This window comes from Pseudomonas sp. NPDC087626 (genome assembly GCF_044743405.1).
Classification (GTDB): Bacteria; Pseudomonadota; Gammaproteobacteria; order Pseudomonadales; family Pseudomonadaceae; genus Aquipseudomonas.
The window spans coordinates 18,253-34,204 of record NZ_JBIUWJ010000049.1; the positions used below are offsets into that span (position 1 = coordinate 18,253).

11 protein-coding genes are annotated in these 15,952 nt (G+C 63.7%); 10 read left to right on the forward strand and 1 reads right to left on the reverse strand.

Features of this window, described 5'->3' with window-relative positions:
- Positions 1–108: 108 nt before the first annotated feature.
- The 9 genes from ACIOVD_RS26635 (at position 109) to ACIOVD_RS26675 (ending at position 11,887) form a co-directional block, all read left to right on the forward strand.
- Positions 109–1,089 (forward strand): AAA family ATPase, encoded by a 981-nt coding sequence (locus tag ACIOVD_RS26635; protein ID WP_401131120.1) that lies wholly within the window; start codon positions 109–111, stop codon positions 1,087–1,089.
- 10 nt (positions 1,090–1,099) lie between these two features.
- Complete coding sequence (locus tag ACIOVD_RS26640) at positions 1,100–2,041, forward strand: DUF58 domain-containing protein (protein ID WP_401131122.1); 942 nt, start codon at positions 1,100–1,102, stop codon at positions 2,039–2,041.
- Positions 2,038–2,640, forward strand: coding sequence for a DUF4381 domain-containing protein (locus tag ACIOVD_RS26645; RefSeq protein WP_401131124.1), 603 nt, complete (start codon positions 2,038–2,040; stop codon positions 2,638–2,640). The genes ACIOVD_RS26640 and ACIOVD_RS26645 overlap by 4 nt, the downstream gene beginning before the upstream one ends.
- Positions 2,627–3,619, forward strand: coding sequence for a vWA domain-containing protein (locus ACIOVD_RS26650; protein WP_401131126.1), 993 nt, complete (start codon positions 2,627–2,629; stop codon positions 3,617–3,619). The genes ACIOVD_RS26645 and ACIOVD_RS26650 overlap by 14 nt, the downstream gene beginning before the upstream one ends.
- Position 3,620: 1 nt before the next feature.
- On the forward strand, positions 3,621–5,198 hold the full coding sequence (locus ACIOVD_RS26655; protein WP_401131128.1) for a VWA domain-containing protein: 1,578 nt from the start codon (positions 3,621–3,623) through the stop codon (positions 5,196–5,198).
- The gene (locus tag ACIOVD_RS26660) at positions 5,195–6,526 is read left to right on the forward strand and encodes a hypothetical protein (RefSeq protein WP_401131130.1); all 1,332 of its coding nucleotides are present in this window, start codon (positions 5,195–5,197) and stop codon (positions 6,524–6,526) included. Before ACIOVD_RS26655 ends, ACIOVD_RS26660 begins: the two co-directional genes overlap by 4 nt.
- On the forward strand, positions 6,523–7,551 hold the full coding sequence (locus ACIOVD_RS26665) for an HAD family phosphatase (protein WP_159995841.1): 1,029 nt from the start codon (positions 6,523–6,525) through the stop codon (positions 7,549–7,551). Before ACIOVD_RS26660 ends, ACIOVD_RS26665 begins: the two co-directional genes overlap by 4 nt.
- Positions 7,552–7,625: 74 nt before the next feature.
- The gene (locus tag ACIOVD_RS26670; RefSeq protein WP_401131132.1) at positions 7,626–9,206 is read left to right on the forward strand and encodes an arylsulfatase; all 1,581 of its coding nucleotides are present in this window, start codon (positions 7,626–7,628) and stop codon (positions 9,204–9,206) included.
- Between the two features lie 164 nt (positions 9,207–9,370).
- Positions 9,371–11,887 (forward strand): fused MFS/spermidine synthase, encoded by a 2,517-nt coding sequence (locus tag ACIOVD_RS26675; RefSeq protein ID WP_401131134.1) that lies wholly within the window; start codon positions 9,371–9,373, stop codon positions 11,885–11,887.
- 635 nt (positions 11,888–12,522) lie between these two features.
- Here the strand turns inward: ACIOVD_RS26675 and ACIOVD_RS26680 are convergent.
- Positions 12,523–13,194: a DUF3313 domain-containing protein gene (locus ACIOVD_RS26680; protein WP_401131136.1), complete on the reverse strand. Its 672-nt coding sequence runs from the start codon at positions 13,192–13,194 to the stop codon at positions 12,523–12,525.
- Positions 13,195–13,414: 220 nt separating this feature from the next.
- Between ACIOVD_RS26680 and ACIOVD_RS26685 the strand changes: the two genes are divergently transcribed.
- Positions 13,415–15,763 carry a tetratricopeptide repeat protein gene (locus ACIOVD_RS26685; protein ID WP_401131138.1) on the forward strand — a complete coding sequence of 783 codons (2,349 nt, stop codon included), beginning with the start codon at positions 13,415–13,417 and terminating at the stop codon, positions 15,761–15,763.
- The last annotated feature ends 189 nt before the right edge of the window (positions 15,764–15,952 follow it).

A 15,952-nucleotide genomic window follows, 5' to 3' on the forward strand; every position in this document is an offset into this window, starting at 1 on the left:
GCCATTCACCGGGATGATCTTATTAGTGGTAGTTGAAACTTGGGTCTATCGTTTATCCCGGTTATGCCAACGTTCATGTTTTAACCCGTCTACGCAAAGGACCGTCCCATGACAGCGCTTAATGACATCAACGCCCTGCAAGCCAGCATTGCCGAAGCGGTACTTGGCCAGGATCAGGTCATCCGCCAGATCATGCTCGGTCTCTTGGCCAACGGCCACCTGCTGCTCGAAAGCTTGCCTGGACTGGCCAAGACCCGCACCGTCAAGGCGCTGGCCAAGCACCTGGATGCGAAGATGAGCCGGATCCAGTTCACCCCTGACCTGCTGCCCTCCGACATCACCGGCGCCGAGGTGCTGCACCAGGTCGACGGGCAGAACCAGATCCAGTTCCAGCCAGGCCCGTTGTTCGGCAACCTGATCCTGGCGGACGAGATCAACCGGGCTCCGGCCAAGGTCCAGGCGGCGCTGCTCGAAGCCATGGAAGAACGCCAGATCACCGTAGCCGGTAACAGCCACGTGCTGCCTGAGTTGTTTATCGTGGTCGCGACCCAGAACCCGATCGAACAGGAAGGCACCTACCCGCTGCCCGAAGCGCAGATGGACCGGTTCCTGATGAAGGTCCTGCTGGATTACCCGAGCGCGGACAACGAAAGCCAGGTCCTGCGCCTGCTGCGTGAAGAAGAGCAGGCCCTGGGCGCCAAGACCGAGGCGCCAGGAGGATTTGCCCTGAGCCAGGAGGTGATCTTTGCTGCGCGTCGTGAAGTCAGCGCGGTCAGTGTGGCGCCGGCCATCGATCGCTACCTGATCGATTTGATCAATGCCACCCGCCACCCGGCCGACTACGACGCCGACCTCGGCCGCTGGATCGCCATCGGCGCCAGCCCGCGCGGCGGCATTGGCCTGGATCGCTGCGCGCGCGCGGATGCCTGGCTGCAAGGACAGGACTTCGTCACCCCGGACAATGTGCGCGCCGTGGTCCATCCGGTGCTGCGCCATCGCCTGCAATTGAGCTACGACGCCGTGGCCGATGGCGTGACGGCCGATCAGGTGCTCGACCGCCTGCTCGACAAAGTCGCGATCCCGGCTTGAGGTGATGCCCATGAACACTCAGGAACTGGATGGCCTGGTGTATGTGTCGCTGGCGCAATTGATGGCGCTGCAGTACCAGGCCGCCGACTTGAGTTTCCTCGCGCGCCAGCCCCAGGGCAGTATCCTGGCGGGCAACCACGCCTCGCGTCTGCGCGGGCGTGGCCTGAACTTCGACGAACTGCGCCGCTACCAGCCCGGCGATGACCTGCGGCACCTGGACTGGCGCGCCTCCCTGCGGACCGGCAAACCGGTAGTGCGCACCTTCACCGAAGAGCGTGATCGCCCGGCGCTGATCCTGGTCGACCAGCGCATGTCGATGTTCTTTGGCTCCCAGCGCAGCTTCAAGTCGGCCCTGGCCGCCGAACTCGGCGCGCTGGCGGCCTGGATGGTCTTCAATGCCGGCGACCGGGTCGGCGGCCTGGTGTTCAACGATCAGCGGATCGACAGCATTAGCCCGTTGCGCAGCCGCAAACGGATCGAGGCGCTGTGCAATCGCATCGCCCAGCAGAACCAGGAACTCAGCGCCCACAACCCCGATCGCGAAGGCGAGGACCAACTGGACAAGGTCTTGCAGCACTGCCTGGCCGTGGCCGGACACGATCACCTGATCTGCATCATCAGTGACTTTGCCGGCGCCGGTCCGCGCACCCTGCAACTGATGCGCCAGCTCAGCGCCCACAACGATGTGATCGCCATGCAGGTCTATGACCCACTGGCACTGAATCTGCCAAAAAACGGCCACCTGCTGGTGACCCAGGGTCAGTTGCAGGTGGAGCTGGCGGTGGCCCAGCGGCAGGTCCATCAGCCCCTGGGGGACTTCCTCAGCGGCCGGCTCAAGGATGTCGCCAGCCTGCTGCGCCGCAGCCAGGTGCCCTTGATGATGTTCAGCACCGCCCAGGCAGCCCATGAACAATTGCGCGCCGAACTGGGCAAGCTCGGAGGTCGGCCATGACTGCGCACGTCCCGAGCATCGAGCAACTCACTGAATTGGGCCTGCCAGCGCCGGTCAGCTATCTGCCGCAAACCTGGGGTTGGTGGCTACTGCTCGGCCTGCTGCTGGTGGGATTGCTGGCGTGGGCCGGCTGGCGCTACTGGTTATGGCGCCGGGACCGCTATCGACGTGAAGCCCTGGCACGGCTGGCGGAACTGCAACGCAGCAGCGATCCACTGGCCGCCCTGCGCGAATTGCCGGAGCTGCTCAAGCGCGTGGCGCTGTCGATGCCCTCCCGGGGCTCCAATGACTGCAATGCAAATACTAATGTGGGAGCGAGCTTGCTCGCGAAAGCGGCCGCTCAGTCGACATCCAGGGTGAATAGTCGGGCGCCTTCGCGAGCAAGCTCGCGGCCACAGGTTGCGGCTCTGGGCGGTGAGGATTGGCAAGCATTTCTGGTGCGACACAGCGCGCAGCCGTTACCCGCCGATTTCAGCCAGCAACTGGCAACCCTGGCCTACGCCCCGGATACAGTCCTGCTGGCGTTGCCGGCAGCACAGCGAAATCAGCTGTTCAGCACCTGCAAACACTGGGTGGAGCATCATCATGTGGCAGCTTGATTACCCCTGGTTGTTGCTACTGCTCCCGCTCTGCTGGCTGGGTTATCGCTTCCTGCCCGACTACCGCGAAGCGCGCAGTGCCGTGCGGGTGCCGTTTTTCGCCGCCATGAGCCGCGCCGTCGGCCAGGCGCCAAGCCAGGCCGGCAGCCGTAGCAATCGCTGGCAACTGGCCCTGAACCTGCTGGTCTGGACCTTGCTGGTGGTGGCCGTGGCGCGCCCGGTGCTGGTGGAAAAACCGATCGAACGCCAGCAACCGGTGCGCGACCTGATGCTCGCCATCGACATTTCCCAGTCCATGGAAACCACCGACTACAGCGATGCCAATGGCCAGAAAATCGATCGCCTGGCAGCCGTCAAGGAAGTGGTCCACGGCTTCATCGACCGCCGCAAGGACGACCGCCTGGGCCTGATCGTGTTCGGCAGCGGCGCCTACCCGCAAGCACCGCTGACCCTGGACCATGCCAGCCTGGCGCTGTTGCTCGATGACACCGGCATCGGCATGGCCGGGCCCAATACCGCGATCGGCGATGCCATTGGCCTGGCCTTGAAGATGCTCGACCAGGCCCACGAACAGGAAAAAGTCCTGATCCTGCTGACCGATGGCAATGACACCAGCAGTGCGATCACCCCGGACCACGCCGCCAGCATGGCGGCGGCCAAGGGCGTGGTGATTCATACCATCGGCATCGGCGACCCCAACGCCGACGGCGAAGCCAAGGTCAACCTGCAAGGCCTGCAGCAGATCGCCACGGCCACCGGCGGGCGGTTCTTCCGCGCCGAAGACCGCCAAGCCCTGGATCAGGTCTACAGCACCCTCGACCAGATCACCCCCCATCAGGTGCAGCACTTCAGTCACCAGCCCAAGCGCGACCTGTTCTGGATTCCCCTGGGGGCTGCCATCGCGCTGCTGGCCGTCTATCACCTGCTCGCCCTGCTCTGGCCTCGCCTGCGCAGTGCCCCATCGCGCCAGGAGGCTTGAGATGGAGATCAACCTCAGCGACTTGCACTTCCTGCGCCCGCTCTGGCTCTTGCTGGCACTGTTCGGCGCCCTGCTGCCGCTGCTCTGGCGCCGCAGCCGCGACCTGCGGCGGCGCCTGGGCAGCAACATTGCCCCGCATCTGCTGCCGCACCTGCTGATCACCCCCGAGGACAGCCATCGCCTGCGCCCGGTCCATCTGGTCTGCGCCACCTTGGTGCTGGGTGCCATCGCCGCAGCCGGCCCGACCTGGGAGCGCGATCGCCCGGACTTCCTGGAAAACCGCGCGCCGCTGATCATCGCCCTCGACCTGTCGCCCTCGATGGACGCCAGCGATGTCCAGCCGACTCGCCTGGAAGCGGCCAAACACAAGCTGCATGACCTGGTCCAGCGCCGCAGCGGCGCACGCACCGGGCTGATTGCCTACGCCGGCAGCGCCCACCTGGTGCTCCCACCGACCGATGACCCGGCGCTGCTCGACAGCTTCATCCAGGCGCTGGGCAGCGAGTTGCTGAACAAACCGGGCAAGGATGTCGCCGGCGTGATCGAACAGGCCAAGCGCTTGCTGGTGGCAGAAAAAGCCCCAGGCACCCTACTGCTGATCACCGACGGCGCCGACACCAGCCAACTGGGCAATCTCGACAAGCTGCTGGACAACAGTCAGTTGCAGGTGCTGGTGCTGGCCGTGGGCAGTACCGATGGCGGGATCATCACCGACACCAACGGCCAGCCCCGCACCGACAGCAATGGCCGTCCGACCCTGGGCAGTTTCGATCAGGCCGCCCTCAAGCAACTGGCCGCTGCCACCGACGCCCCGTTGGGCAGCCTGACCCTCAACGACGACGACCTGGACTGGATCGAGTTGCATGCCCAGCAACATTTCCAGAATGCCAGCGCCGAACAGCGTGAACTGCACTGGAAAGACGCCGGCTACTGGTTGTGCTGGCCGCTGTTGCTGCTGGCCTTTTTCAGCGTGCGCCGGGGCTGGAGCCTGAACTGGGCGGCGGCGCTGCTGCTGGGCCTGGGCTTGGGTTTGCAGGCGCCAGAGAGCCAGGCCAACGCCCTCACCGACGCGTTTTTCACCCGCGACCAGCAAGGCCGCTGGGCCTTCGAGCACCAACACTTTCCCGCTGCCGCCCAGTTGTTCCAGGAACCGTACTGGAAGGGAATCGCCGCCTACAACGCCGCCGACTATGACCTGGCACTGGCCAGTTTCGCCCGTCTCGACACGCCCCAGGCGTACTTCTACCTGGGCAACATCTATGTGCGGCGCTTCAAGTTCGACCAGGCGATTGCCGCCTACACCCAGGCATTGAAGCTACAGCCACAGTTCCCCGAGGCCACGGCCAACCTGGCGCTGGCCATCGCCCTGGAAAAAGACACCGACAGCGCGCAGCAGAACACCCCGGAGGTCAAGCCCGACGAAGTCAAATACGACAAGCCCAAGGGCAAGGGCCAGAGCAAATCGCTAGAGACCCAGCAGGCGACTTCCGATGAGCTGTGGCTGCAGAACCTGACCACCTCGCCGGCCAAGTTCCTCAAGCAAAAGTTCAGCCTCCAGGATCAGGCGGGCAAGCCATGAGCAGCAGACTCACGAAGTGTTTCACCGCCAGCGGCGCCCTGCTGCTATGCCTGTTGACCGGCCGTGTGCTGGCGGCCGAACCCGAACTGCGGGTGCAGGCTCAACTGCAGCCTGGCGCTGCGGTGATGGTGGGCGGCGTCGTGCAATTGCAGGTCGATGTGCTGACCGACAGCTGGTTCACCAGCGCCCCGACCCTGCCGGAGCTGAAGCTGCCGGGCGCGTTGGTGATGCCGCCCAACGGCGAAGCCCAGCACACCACGCAGACCCTGGAAGGTAAAACCTTCTTCGGCATGCGCTACCTGTACCTGATCACCCCGAACCAGGCCCAGGGCTTCGACATCCCGGCATTGACCGTACAGGCCACGCCCGGCCAGGCCAGCCAGCCACTGAGCGCGCAAAGCCAACCCCTGCACTTCATCGCCCAGCAGCCACCCGGGTTCAAGCCCGGCGAACCGGTGCTGGTGGCCCAGGGCGTGCGTTTGACCCAGGTACTCAAGCAGTCATCGCCGGCACTCAAGGTCGGTGACACCCTCACCCGCCAACTGACCCTGCAGGCCGACGGTGTATTGGCGATGGCCCTGCCAGCGCCGCCCCTGGGCGAGGTCGACGGCCTCAAGCGCTATCCCAAGACTGCGCAAGTCAGCAACCTCGACGATGGCCGCGGCCACATCAGCGGCGGCCAGCGCATCGACAGTGTCGCCTATCAGGTGCAACGCCCGGGACACTACAGCCTGCCGGCCATCCAGATGCACTGGTGGGACGCCAGCACCCAACAGGCACGTAGCGCCGAAGTACCGGCAGTGACCTTCGAGGCTGCGGCCAACGCCAGCTATCGGCCGGTGTTTTCGATTACCCAGGACCTCAAGCAACTGGGGCAACAGGGCCGCTTCCACCTCTCGCGGCACTGGCTGGTGCTGGTAGCGCTGCTGGCAATACTGGCCACCGCCGGCTACCTGTTGCAGCCCTGGTGCCTGCGGGCCTGGCGCGCCCTCCAAGAGCGTCGCAACGCACGCCATGCCGCCTGGCAGGCCTCTGCCGACTACGCCTGGAAGCAGATCCCCGAACAACTCGACGGCCAGCCGCCGCATTTGAGCGCGCTGTACCTCTGGGCCCGGCGCAGCCGCCTGGGCCTGGGGATCGGCGGCCTGGGCAACAACGTGCAGGCGCTGTTGCGTGGGCGGTATGGGCGCCAGCCGGCGGAAAACCAGGCATTGCCGCAATTCAAGCAATCCTTGGCTACGCTGCATGATCAGGCTGTCACCGCCAACGCGACGCACTCCTCGGCCTTGCGCCCCTTGAACCCCGGTCACGATAAGGACTTTTCATGACGAACCACGCTGCCCCCCGCCAACGTCACGCCTTCAAGCTCCTGCTGAGCCTGGCCCTGAGCCTGCCGCTCCTGGCACTGGCGGCCGAGCCGCTGCCATCCTGGAACGATGGCCCGTCGAAAAAAAGCATCATCGAATTTGTCCAGGCCGTGACCACTGAAGGCTCCAAGGACTACGTCAAGCCGGCCGAGCGCATCGCCGTGTTCGACAACGACGGTACGCTGTGGAGCGAACAGCCGATGTACTTCCAGGTGCTGTTCGCCCTGGAGGAAGTCAAGCGCATGGCGCCCCAGCATCCGCAATGGAAAACCGAGCAGCCGTTCAAGGCTGTCCTCGAGAACGACCACCAGGCCCTGGCCGCCAGCGGCATGGATGGCCTGATGAAGATCATCGGCGCGACCCATACCGGGATCACCACCGCCGCCTTCATGGATAACGCCAAGACCTGGCTGAGCCAGGCCCGCCATCCGAAGACCGGCAAGCCCTACACCGAGATGATTTTCCAGCCGATGCTGGAGATGCTCGACTACCTGCGCAGCCAGGACTTCAAGACTTACATCGTGTCCGGCGGTGAAGTCGAGTTCATGCGCGCCTTCGCCGAGCAGGTCTACGGCATTCCACCGGAGCAAGTGATCGGCACCACCTTTGCCACGCAGTTCCAGCTCAATGGCAATGACGCCTCGATCCTGCGCCTGCCCAAACTGGCCCACAACGACGATGGCCCGGGTAAACCGGAAAGCATCCAGCAGGTCATCGGGCGCCAGCCGATTCTAGCCTTCGGCAACTCCGACGGTGACCTGCAAATGCTCCAGTGGACGGCTGCCGGCCCCGGTAAAAGGTTCATGGGCCTGGTGCACCATACCGATGCAAAGCGTGAATGGGCCTACGACCGGCAGTCGAACATCGGTCGCCTGGACAAGGCCCTGGATGAAGCCAACAAACGCGGCTGGAGTGTCGTCGACATGAGCACCGAATGGAACCGGATCTACCCGTTCGACACCGGCACAACTGAGCAAAAGAAGTAAAAGATGTAAGCAAGACCGCAGTAAACGTTAGTCGTACTCCAACACGACTCCAGTCAGTACAAGGAGCAAGTCAGATGACTCGCATACAAAAGTGGCTGCCGAAATTTGCCCTGGTGGCGACTTCGGTCATGGCCATCTCGGCGACCGCCATGGCGGCAGAAAAACCGAACATTCTGGTGATTTTCGGCGATGACATCGGCCAGACCAACATCAGCGCCTATTCCATGGGCGTGGTGGGTTACAAGACGCCGAACATCGACCGGATTGCCAAAGAAGGCATGATGTTCACCGACTACTATGCGGAGAACAGCTGCACCGCCGGGCGCTCATCGTTCATCACCGGCCAGACGCCATTGCGTACCGGCCTGTCGAAAGTCGGTGCCCCGGGCGCCAGCGTTGGCCTGCAGGCCCGCGATATCACCATCGCCCAGGCGCTGAAATCCCAGGGTTATGCCACCGGCCAGTTCGGCAAGAACCACCTGGGCGACAAGGACGAGTACCTGCCGACCAACCACGGTTTCGACGAGTTCTTCGGCAACCTGTATCACCTCAACGCCGAAGAGGAGCCAGAGCGCCCTTACTGGCCCAAGGATGATGCCGAGTTCGTCAAGGCCAACTCCCCGCGCGGCGTGATCCACAGCTTCGCCGACGGCAAGATCGAGGACACCGGCGCGCTGACCACCAAGCGCATGGAAACCATCGACGACGAAACCACCGCCGCCGCCCAGGCGTTCATCGAGAAACAGGCCAAGGCGGACAAGCCGTTCTTCGTCTGGATGAACACCACCCGCATGCACTTGTTCACCCACGTGCGTGAGTCGATGAAGGGCCAGAGCGGTATGCCCGGCAACGAGTATGCGGACGGCATGATCGAGCACGATGGCGACGTCGGCAAACTGCTGAAAACTCTCGACGATCTGAAAATTGCGGACAACACCATCGTCGTCTACACCACCGACAACGGCCCGAACCAGTTCTCCTGGCCGGACGCGGCGACCACGCCGTTCCGTAACGAGAAGAACTCCAACTGGGAAGGCGCTTATCGCGTACCAGCGATGATCCGCTGGCCGGGCAAGGTCAAGGCTGGCGAAGTGTCCAACGAGATGTTCTCGGGCCTGGACTGGTTCCCAACCCTGCTGGCTGCCGCTGGCGATACCGGGGTCAAGGACAAGCTGCTCAAGGGCTGGGCGCCAGTCGCCGGTGGCAACAGCTTCAAGGTGCACCTGGACGGTTTCAACCAACTGCCGTACGTAACCGGCCAGCAACCCAAGGGCGAGCGTAAGGAGTTCTACTACTTCAACGACGACGGCGTGCTGGTGTCGATGCGTTTCGGCAACTGGAAAGCAGTGTTCTGTGAACAACGTGCACCCGGCGGCTTCAAGGTCTGGAGCGAGCCGTTCGTGTGCCTGCGCGTACCAAAAATCTTCAACCTGCGCATGGACCCGTACGAGCGTGCTGACGTGGTTTCCGATCAGTACTACGACTGGACCACCAAAAACGTCTACCTGGTAGCCCAGGCGGTGACCAAGTCTGCGCACTTCCTGCAGACGTTCATCGAGTACCCACCTAGCCAGAAACCGGCGAGCTTCAGCGTCGACCAGATCCGCGCTGCGGTAGATGCAAAAATTGCTGAAAAAATGAAAGCTGCACAGTAATACCTGCTGCACCGCCGTTCACCTTCACCGGTGAACGGCGTTTTTTCTTTTCCCCCTGTGGGAGCGAGCGCCGCTTGCGGCTTGCTCGCGATGGCCTTCACCATCCCTGGTGCCAGTGCTCTGGGTCCACCACATTTTTCAAGTTCTGTACAAGGCAACCAACAATGTCCTCACGAGTCGCCAGCAAGTCGACGGCCATTCCCGCCCCACACGCCAGTGCCCCGGCGTTGTTGATCCCGGCCCTGCTGTTACTGGTCTCGGGCGCCGCCGCGCTGGTGTACCAGGTGCTGTGGATCAAGCAGTTGTCGCTGGTGGTCGGGGTCGAGGTCTACGCCATCACCACCGGCATCAGCGCATTTTTCGCCGGCCTGGCCCTGGGCGGCTGGCTCTTCGGGCGCCTGGCCGACCGCCTGCAACGGCCGGTGCTGCTGTACGCCGGGCTGGAGGTGCTGGTGGCGCTGCTGGGTGTCGGTGCCACGGTGGGCATGAGCCTGGCGGCCAGCCCATTCAGTTGGCTGGCCGAGCACATCGGCCTGGCAGCCTGGGTGCTGCCGTTTGCCCTGGTGGGGATTCCCGCCGTGTTGATGGGCGGCACCCTGCCGGTGCTGGTGCGCGCGCTGGCCGCCGACCCACAGCAACTGGGCAAGGCCGGCGGCCAGTTGTATGCAGCGAATACCGCCGGGGCCATCGTCGGGACCCTGCTGACCGCCTTCGTCCTGATCGCGGCCCTCGGCGTGCGCGGCAGCGCCATTGCCGCGGCCATGCTCAACCTGCTGGCCGCCGCCGGCGCGCTGTTGTGGTTTCAACGCCAACCGCTGACGGCCATCGCGGCGCCCGTGGAACGCCCACCCCAGGCCGCACCCGCGCGCCTGGCACTGTGGCTGTACTCGATCGCCGGTGGCGTGGCGCTGGGCTACGAGGTGGTCTGGTCGCAAGCGATCGTGCAATTCATGAGTACCCGCACCTATGCCTTCGCCGTGGTCCTGGCGACCTACCTGTGCGGGTTGTTCCTGGGCAGCGTGTGGATGGCCCGGCGCGTGGCGCGGGTACGCGATCCATGGGGCCTGTTCGGCTTGTTGATTGCCGGTGCGGGGCTGTTGGCACTGCTCGAAGTAGCCCTGCTGGGACGTTGGCTGGTGCTGGCGCAAACCCAGGCCGAATCAGCGGTGCTGGCCCTGGGCGCCAGTGAGTTGGTGGCCATGAGTAGCCGTTTTGCCGTGGCGGCCCTGAGTATCGTATTCCTCCCGACCTTGCTCCTGGGTGCCGCGTTCCCCCTGGCCTTGCGCCTGTGCGTGGGCCAGGACCGGGTGGGCCGGGATGTCGGTGCTGTGGTGGCGTTCAATACCCTGGGCGGCATCGTCGGGGTGATGCTCTGCGGTTTTGTGCTGATACCGCTGCTCGGTCTGGTGCGCACCCTGGGCCTGCTGGCACTGGTCGCTGCGGCCGTCGGTTACCTGGCTGTCAGCCGTGGCAGCGCAGTACACAAAGGCACCCGCCAGGGCGTGGTGGCTGTCGGAGTGCTGGCGCTGGGGGTCGCGCTGCTGACCCCGGTGGACAAGCTTGCGAGCCTGCTGCCAGGAGCGCGCAACGGCGAATTGGTGTTCTATGAGGAAGGTCGTGGCGGTACCGTCGCCGTGGTCACCCAGGGCAAGGGCCAGCGCGCGTTCCAGCGCCTGTACATTCAAGGCGTATCGAACACCGGCGATGCCATGCCGTCGCTGCGCTACATGCGGATCCAGGCCCTGCTGCCGCTGCTGATCCACAAGGGCGAGCCACGTTCGGCCCTGGTCATCGGCTTTGGCACCGGCATCACCGCCGGCGCCTTGCTGCAGTACCCGGGCCTGGAACGGCGGGTGGTCGCCGAGCTGCTGCCATCGGTGGTCAAGGCCGCGCCGTTGTTCAAAGGCAACTTCAACGCCGCCGCCGACCCGGCGCTGCAGGTGCGCCTGCGCGACGGTCGCCAGGAACTGCTGCGCAGCGAACAGACCTATGACCTGATCACCCTGGAGCCGCCACCGCCCTCTGCGGCCGGCGTGGTCAACCTGTACTCGCGGGACTTCTATCAACTGGCTGCCAGCCGCCTGGAAAAGAACGGCCTGGTGGCCCAGTGGCTGCCATTGCCAACCCAGAACATCGACGACTCGCGGGCGTTGGTACAGAGCTTCCTCGACGTGTTTCCTTACGCCAACGTGTGGACCAGCGAGTTCCATGAAATGCTCCTGGTGGGCTCGCTCGACCCCATCGAGCTGGATGCGGCGCGGATCACCCAACGCTATGCCCAGGCAACCGTGCGCAGCACCTTGCAGGATGTCGGGGTGAGTTCGGCCGCGGCGCTGTTGGCCACCTGGGTCACTGATCGCCAGGGCCTGCAGCAGTTCGCCGGCCAGGCCCTGCCCGTCACCGACGACCAGCCGCGCATCGAGTACGCACCGTGGGTGCGTGCCAAGGAAATCAGCCGGGTACTCCCCGCCTTGCTCGACCTGCGGCGCCCGCCGGAACTGCTCAATGCCGACGCCACGTTCATCGAGCGCATGAATGCCCACCAGCAGCGCCTGATGCAGTTCTACCGCGCCAGCCTGCACGCCTACGATGGCGATCGTGAAGCCTGGGCCAGGGATATTCGTGAGGTGATGCAAGGGGATGCCGCCAACCCGTATTTGCGTTGGTTTGTCGGCCAGTGATATGGAGGTATATCCGTTGCTTGGGTAATGGCGGCTAATGGTTCCGCCCTTACGGCGGGTCACTTGGAAAAGCCCCAAGTAACCAAGGGCTCTTACCCCTGACGTACGGCCCCTCGCTTAGGCTCGGGGTACCTTCGCTACGGTATCCATCCGGGGGCATCGCCTCCGGTTTGCTGCGCTGCACCTCCTCTCGATGTATGCGGCTTCGCCGCACGGCGCTACGCGCCTCCCCCCAGATGGACACCTTCGCTCAGCCTTCCAATGGGGCGGGTGGATCAAGATCAAAAGCAAGAGCACGGCGACCTGACAGTCGGCCTGAGTGGTAAGGGCGGGCGAGGCGGCCTAGCGGCCGGCCTGCTTTTCCTGACGGCGATATCTCTGTGGGATATCCCCTGTGGGATAGCCTGCTGGCGATGGGGCCAGAACATTCAATATCGATGGTGCCTGACCCACCGCTATCGCTGGCAGGCCGCAAGCGGGCGCCGGCTCCCACAAGTTGGCTGTGGCGCATGCAAAGTCCGCGAGCACCCCAGAACCACTGTGGGAGCGGGCTTGCCCGCGATGGGGCCGGCACAGCCAACATTTATGGCCTTGACACCCCACCATCCCGAGTCGGCCCGCTCCCATCCAGGCGCTTACTTGGCCTTGAGTTTGATGTACGACTGGCCCAGGTCGTGGGCCCAGCCATCGACCACGTTCTTCACGTCGTTGGCGGTCATCACTTGCGAGTCGTTTTCCAGCGGTCTGCCGGTGCCCTTGCGAACTACCTGGGCGATCACCTTGTTGGTGCTGCCGTCGAGGAATACCGCTTCGGTGGCCAGGTCGGTTTCCTGATCGCGAATACCGGTCGCGGTGCTGACCGCCGCTGCCACCAGGGCAATCGGGATCACCTCGTAGGCTTTCAGGCCTTCGGTCTGGCTGCTGACGGCGGTGATCGCCGCACGTACCACCACCACACCCGGGCCCGGGCCGTTGGCCAATGGCAGGTTTTTACCCAGCTCGCGCTTGAGCGCCTGGTCGTAGTAGCTGGTAATGCCTGACAGCGTGCTTTGCGGGATTTTCACCGTCGGCTTGGGCTGCGGATAGAACTGGGTGGGTTCGACATAGAAACTGGTGTACTTATTGATATCGAGCTTGGGGTCGACCCAACGCAGCACGTCTACGCCCGACGGCGACTTGGCCTCCTTGAGCTGGCTGTAGTCCTTGAGAAACCCGGAGTAGTCTTCCGGCTTGGTGATCGTGCTGGAACAGCCCACTACCCCAAGGGAGGCAATGCACAGCGTACTCATCATGAGGGCAAGCTTCATTCGGTAACTCCTGTCAAAAGGACGACAACGGTACTGTCAAACGGACTTACAGGTATAGCCAAAAGTTAAGACGATTGCTGTGACAGGCTCTGAAAATTCACAAACAACTGTAGGATCGATCACAAGCGTCATTTGACAGACTGACCCTATGCAGCAAAGCTGCACGGCAGCACAAAAAGCCTGCCTTTATGGCCAGCGCCTCTGGACTACGGAAGTCGTAATGCCCAAGCATAAGAAAAATTCGATTACACCTGACCCTGATTCGCCACCGACCCTGATTTCCCGCTACCTGTTTCCCGTCACTGCCGGCCTGTTGCTGCTGGTCATGGCGGGCCTCGGCTGGTTCCTGTTCGCCAGCAAACCGACGCCAGCGCCCTATGTAGCGCCGAGCGTAGCCGTGACCCCGCCCACCCCGGTCGCGGCCCCTCTGCCGCCGGCCCGCATGGTCGACGAGCAACAATGCCAGGCTTGCCACACCGAGCAGGTCAAGGACTGGCAAGGCTCCCATCACCAACTGGCGATGCAGGTCGCCGACGAGCAGACCGTGCAGGCCAACTTCAAGGACAGCACCTTCAAGGGCGAGAACGAGACGACCCGGTTCTTTCGCAAGGACGCTGGCTTCTGGGTCAATACCCCGGGCGCCGACGGCAAGAACGCCGACTTCAAGGTGGCCTACACCTTCGGTATCGCGCCGCTGCAGCAGTACCTGATCGAAGTCGGTGAAGGCCGCCTGCAAGCCTTGGGCGTGGCCTGGGATACCGAAAAGAACCGCTGGTTTCACCTGTATCCGGGCCAGGGCGTGAGCTTCAAGAATCCGCTGCACTGGAGTAAACCCAGCCAGAACGCCAACTTTATGTGCGTGGAGTGCCACACCACCGGGTACCAACGCAATTTCAACGCCGCGAGCAATTCCTTTGCCAGCCAGTGGAACAGCCTGGGGGTCGGATGCCAGGCGTGCCACGGCCCGGCCTCCAATCACCTTGAATGGGCGGCGAAAAAGGGCGACCTGATCCACGCAGGCTTTGCCGTCGACCTCAAGGACAAGAACGCCACCACCGAGATCGAGACCTGCGCCCGCTGTCACTCCCGGCGTGCGCCCCTGGGCGATGGCTTCACCGTCGGCAAACGGTTGATGGACGACTACCTGCCCAGCGTACTGACCCGCGAACTGTACGCGCTGGATGGCAAGATCAAGGATGAAGTGTTCGAACACGGCTCGTTCCTGCAGAGCAAGATGTACGACAAGGGGGTGCGCTGCAGCAACTGCCACAACCCCCACAGCAACGAGCTCAAGGCGCCGGGCAATGGCGTCTGCCTGCAATGCCACAACACGGCCGGCAAGACCACGCTCCCAGGCGTCGACGGCAAGGGCCTGCAAGCCAAGAACTATGACTCGCCCGAACACCATCGCCATGCCGCAGGCCAGCCAGGCTCGCAGTGCGTGGATTGCCACATGCCGGGCAAGTTCTACATGGGCAACGACTTTCGCCATGACCACAGCTTCAGCATCCCCAATCCCGAGCGCGCGAAAAAGCTCGGCACCCCGGATGCCTGCCTGACCTGCCATCAGGGCAAGGCCGGGGACAAGGTCACAGAGCAATTCAAACTGTGGAACGCCAACCCGGCGGCCCAGGCTGCGCGCTATGACGAAAGCCTGTGGCTGATCCGCAACGGCCAGCCGGGCGCCGCCCAAGCGCTGTACGAGCAATTGCAGCGCAGCAATCTGCCCGCCATCCAGCGCGCCACCCTGTTGGCCGAACTGGTGCTGTACCCAAGCGAACAGGCGCTGAAGCTGGCGACCAAAGACCTGGGCAACAGCGATCCACAGGTGCGTGAAAGCGCGATACGTGCGGTCAGCGGTTTCCTTCCGGCCCCTGAGCGCGTGCCGCTGTATACGCCACTGCTCAGTGACCCGGTCAAGGCCGTGCGCATCGCCGCCGCCCGTGACCTGCTGGCGGCCGGCAACCAGTTGGGGGCCGCCCAGCCGCGCTGGAAGGCCGCCATCGACGAGTACGAAAAGGTCCAGTTGAGCCTGCTCGAACGCGCCGAAGCCAACCTCAATCTGGCCATGCTCTATCAGGCCAGTGGACGGACTGCCGAAGTCGAGCCGATGTTACGTGCGGCGATCCAGCGCGACGGCGATTTCTTCCCGGCGCTGGTGACCCTGGTGCAATGGCTGGAATCGCGTGGTCGGGCGCAGGAAGCCCAGGCACTGTTGGCCCAAGGCCTCAAGGCGCATCCGGACTCGGCGCTGCTCCAGCACACCCAGGGCCTGGCCCTGATCCGAGCCGGCAACACCGCGCAAGCCATGTCAGCCTTGCGCAATGCCGCTCGCCTGGAGCCGCTGAACGCACAGTACGGCTATGTGCTGGCCGTGGCCTTGTACGACGGTGGCAAGATCGACGAAGCCTGCGCGCAACTGGAGCAACTGATCAAACAACAACCGGCCAACCGCAACGCCCGGTTGTCACTGATCCAGTACTACCTGGACAACGGCCAGGAACCCAAGGCCCAGGTCTTGTTGCAAGGCTGGAAGAAGCTCAACCCGGGAGACCCGGCGCTGAAATGACCTGCAGAATCTGCGTGTCTCCATAGCACGCTGTGGGAGCCTGCTAGCGATGGAGCCGGTTCATTCGACATCTATAGTGCCTGACCCATCGCTATCGCGGGCAAGCCCGCTCCCACATCTATGGTTACCCCCTTTTCTGCAATACTGTTTTTGATGTCGTGTTTGGCTTGCTTTCATCTATCCGGCGTC

Excerpts from the sequence above, each read along its gene's own strand:
- ACIOVD_RS26635 (WP_401131120.1), top strand. The coding sequence starts at position 109 with ATGACAGCGCTTAATGACATCAACGCCCTGCAAGCCAGCATTGCCGAA.
- ACIOVD_RS26640 (WP_401131122.1), top strand. The coding sequence starts at position 1,100 with ATGAACACTCAGGAACTGGATGGCCTGGTGTATGTGTCGCTGGCGCAA.
- ACIOVD_RS26645 (WP_401131124.1), top strand. The coding sequence starts at position 2,038 with ATGACTGCGCACGTCCCGAGCATCGAGCAACTCACTGAATTGGGCCTG.
- ACIOVD_RS26650 (WP_401131126.1), top strand. The coding sequence starts at position 2,627 with ATGTGGCAGCTTGATTACCCCTGGTTGTTGCTACTGCTCCCGCTCTGC.
- ACIOVD_RS26655 (WP_401131128.1), top strand. The coding sequence starts at position 3,621 with ATGGAGATCAACCTCAGCGACTTGCACTTCCTGCGCCCGCTCTGGCTC.
- ACIOVD_RS26660 (WP_401131130.1), top strand. The coding sequence starts at position 5,195 with ATGAGCAGCAGACTCACGAAGTGTTTCACCGCCAGCGGCGCCCTGCTG.
- ACIOVD_RS26665 (WP_159995841.1), top strand. The coding sequence starts at position 6,523 with ATGACGAACCACGCTGCCCCCCGCCAACGTCACGCCTTCAAGCTCCTG.
- ACIOVD_RS26670 (WP_401131132.1), top strand. The coding sequence starts at position 7,626 with ATGACTCGCATACAAAAGTGGCTGCCGAAATTTGCCCTGGTGGCGACT.
- ACIOVD_RS26675 (WP_401131134.1), top strand. The coding sequence starts at position 9,371 with ATGTCCTCACGAGTCGCCAGCAAGTCGACGGCCATTCCCGCCCCACAC.
- ACIOVD_RS26680 (WP_401131136.1), bottom strand. The coding sequence starts at position 13,194 with ATGAAGCTTGCCCTCATGATGAGTACGCTGTGCATTGCCTCCCTTGGG.
- ACIOVD_RS26685 (WP_401131138.1), top strand. The coding sequence starts at position 13,415 with ATGCCCAAGCATAAGAAAAATTCGATTACACCTGACCCTGATTCGCCA.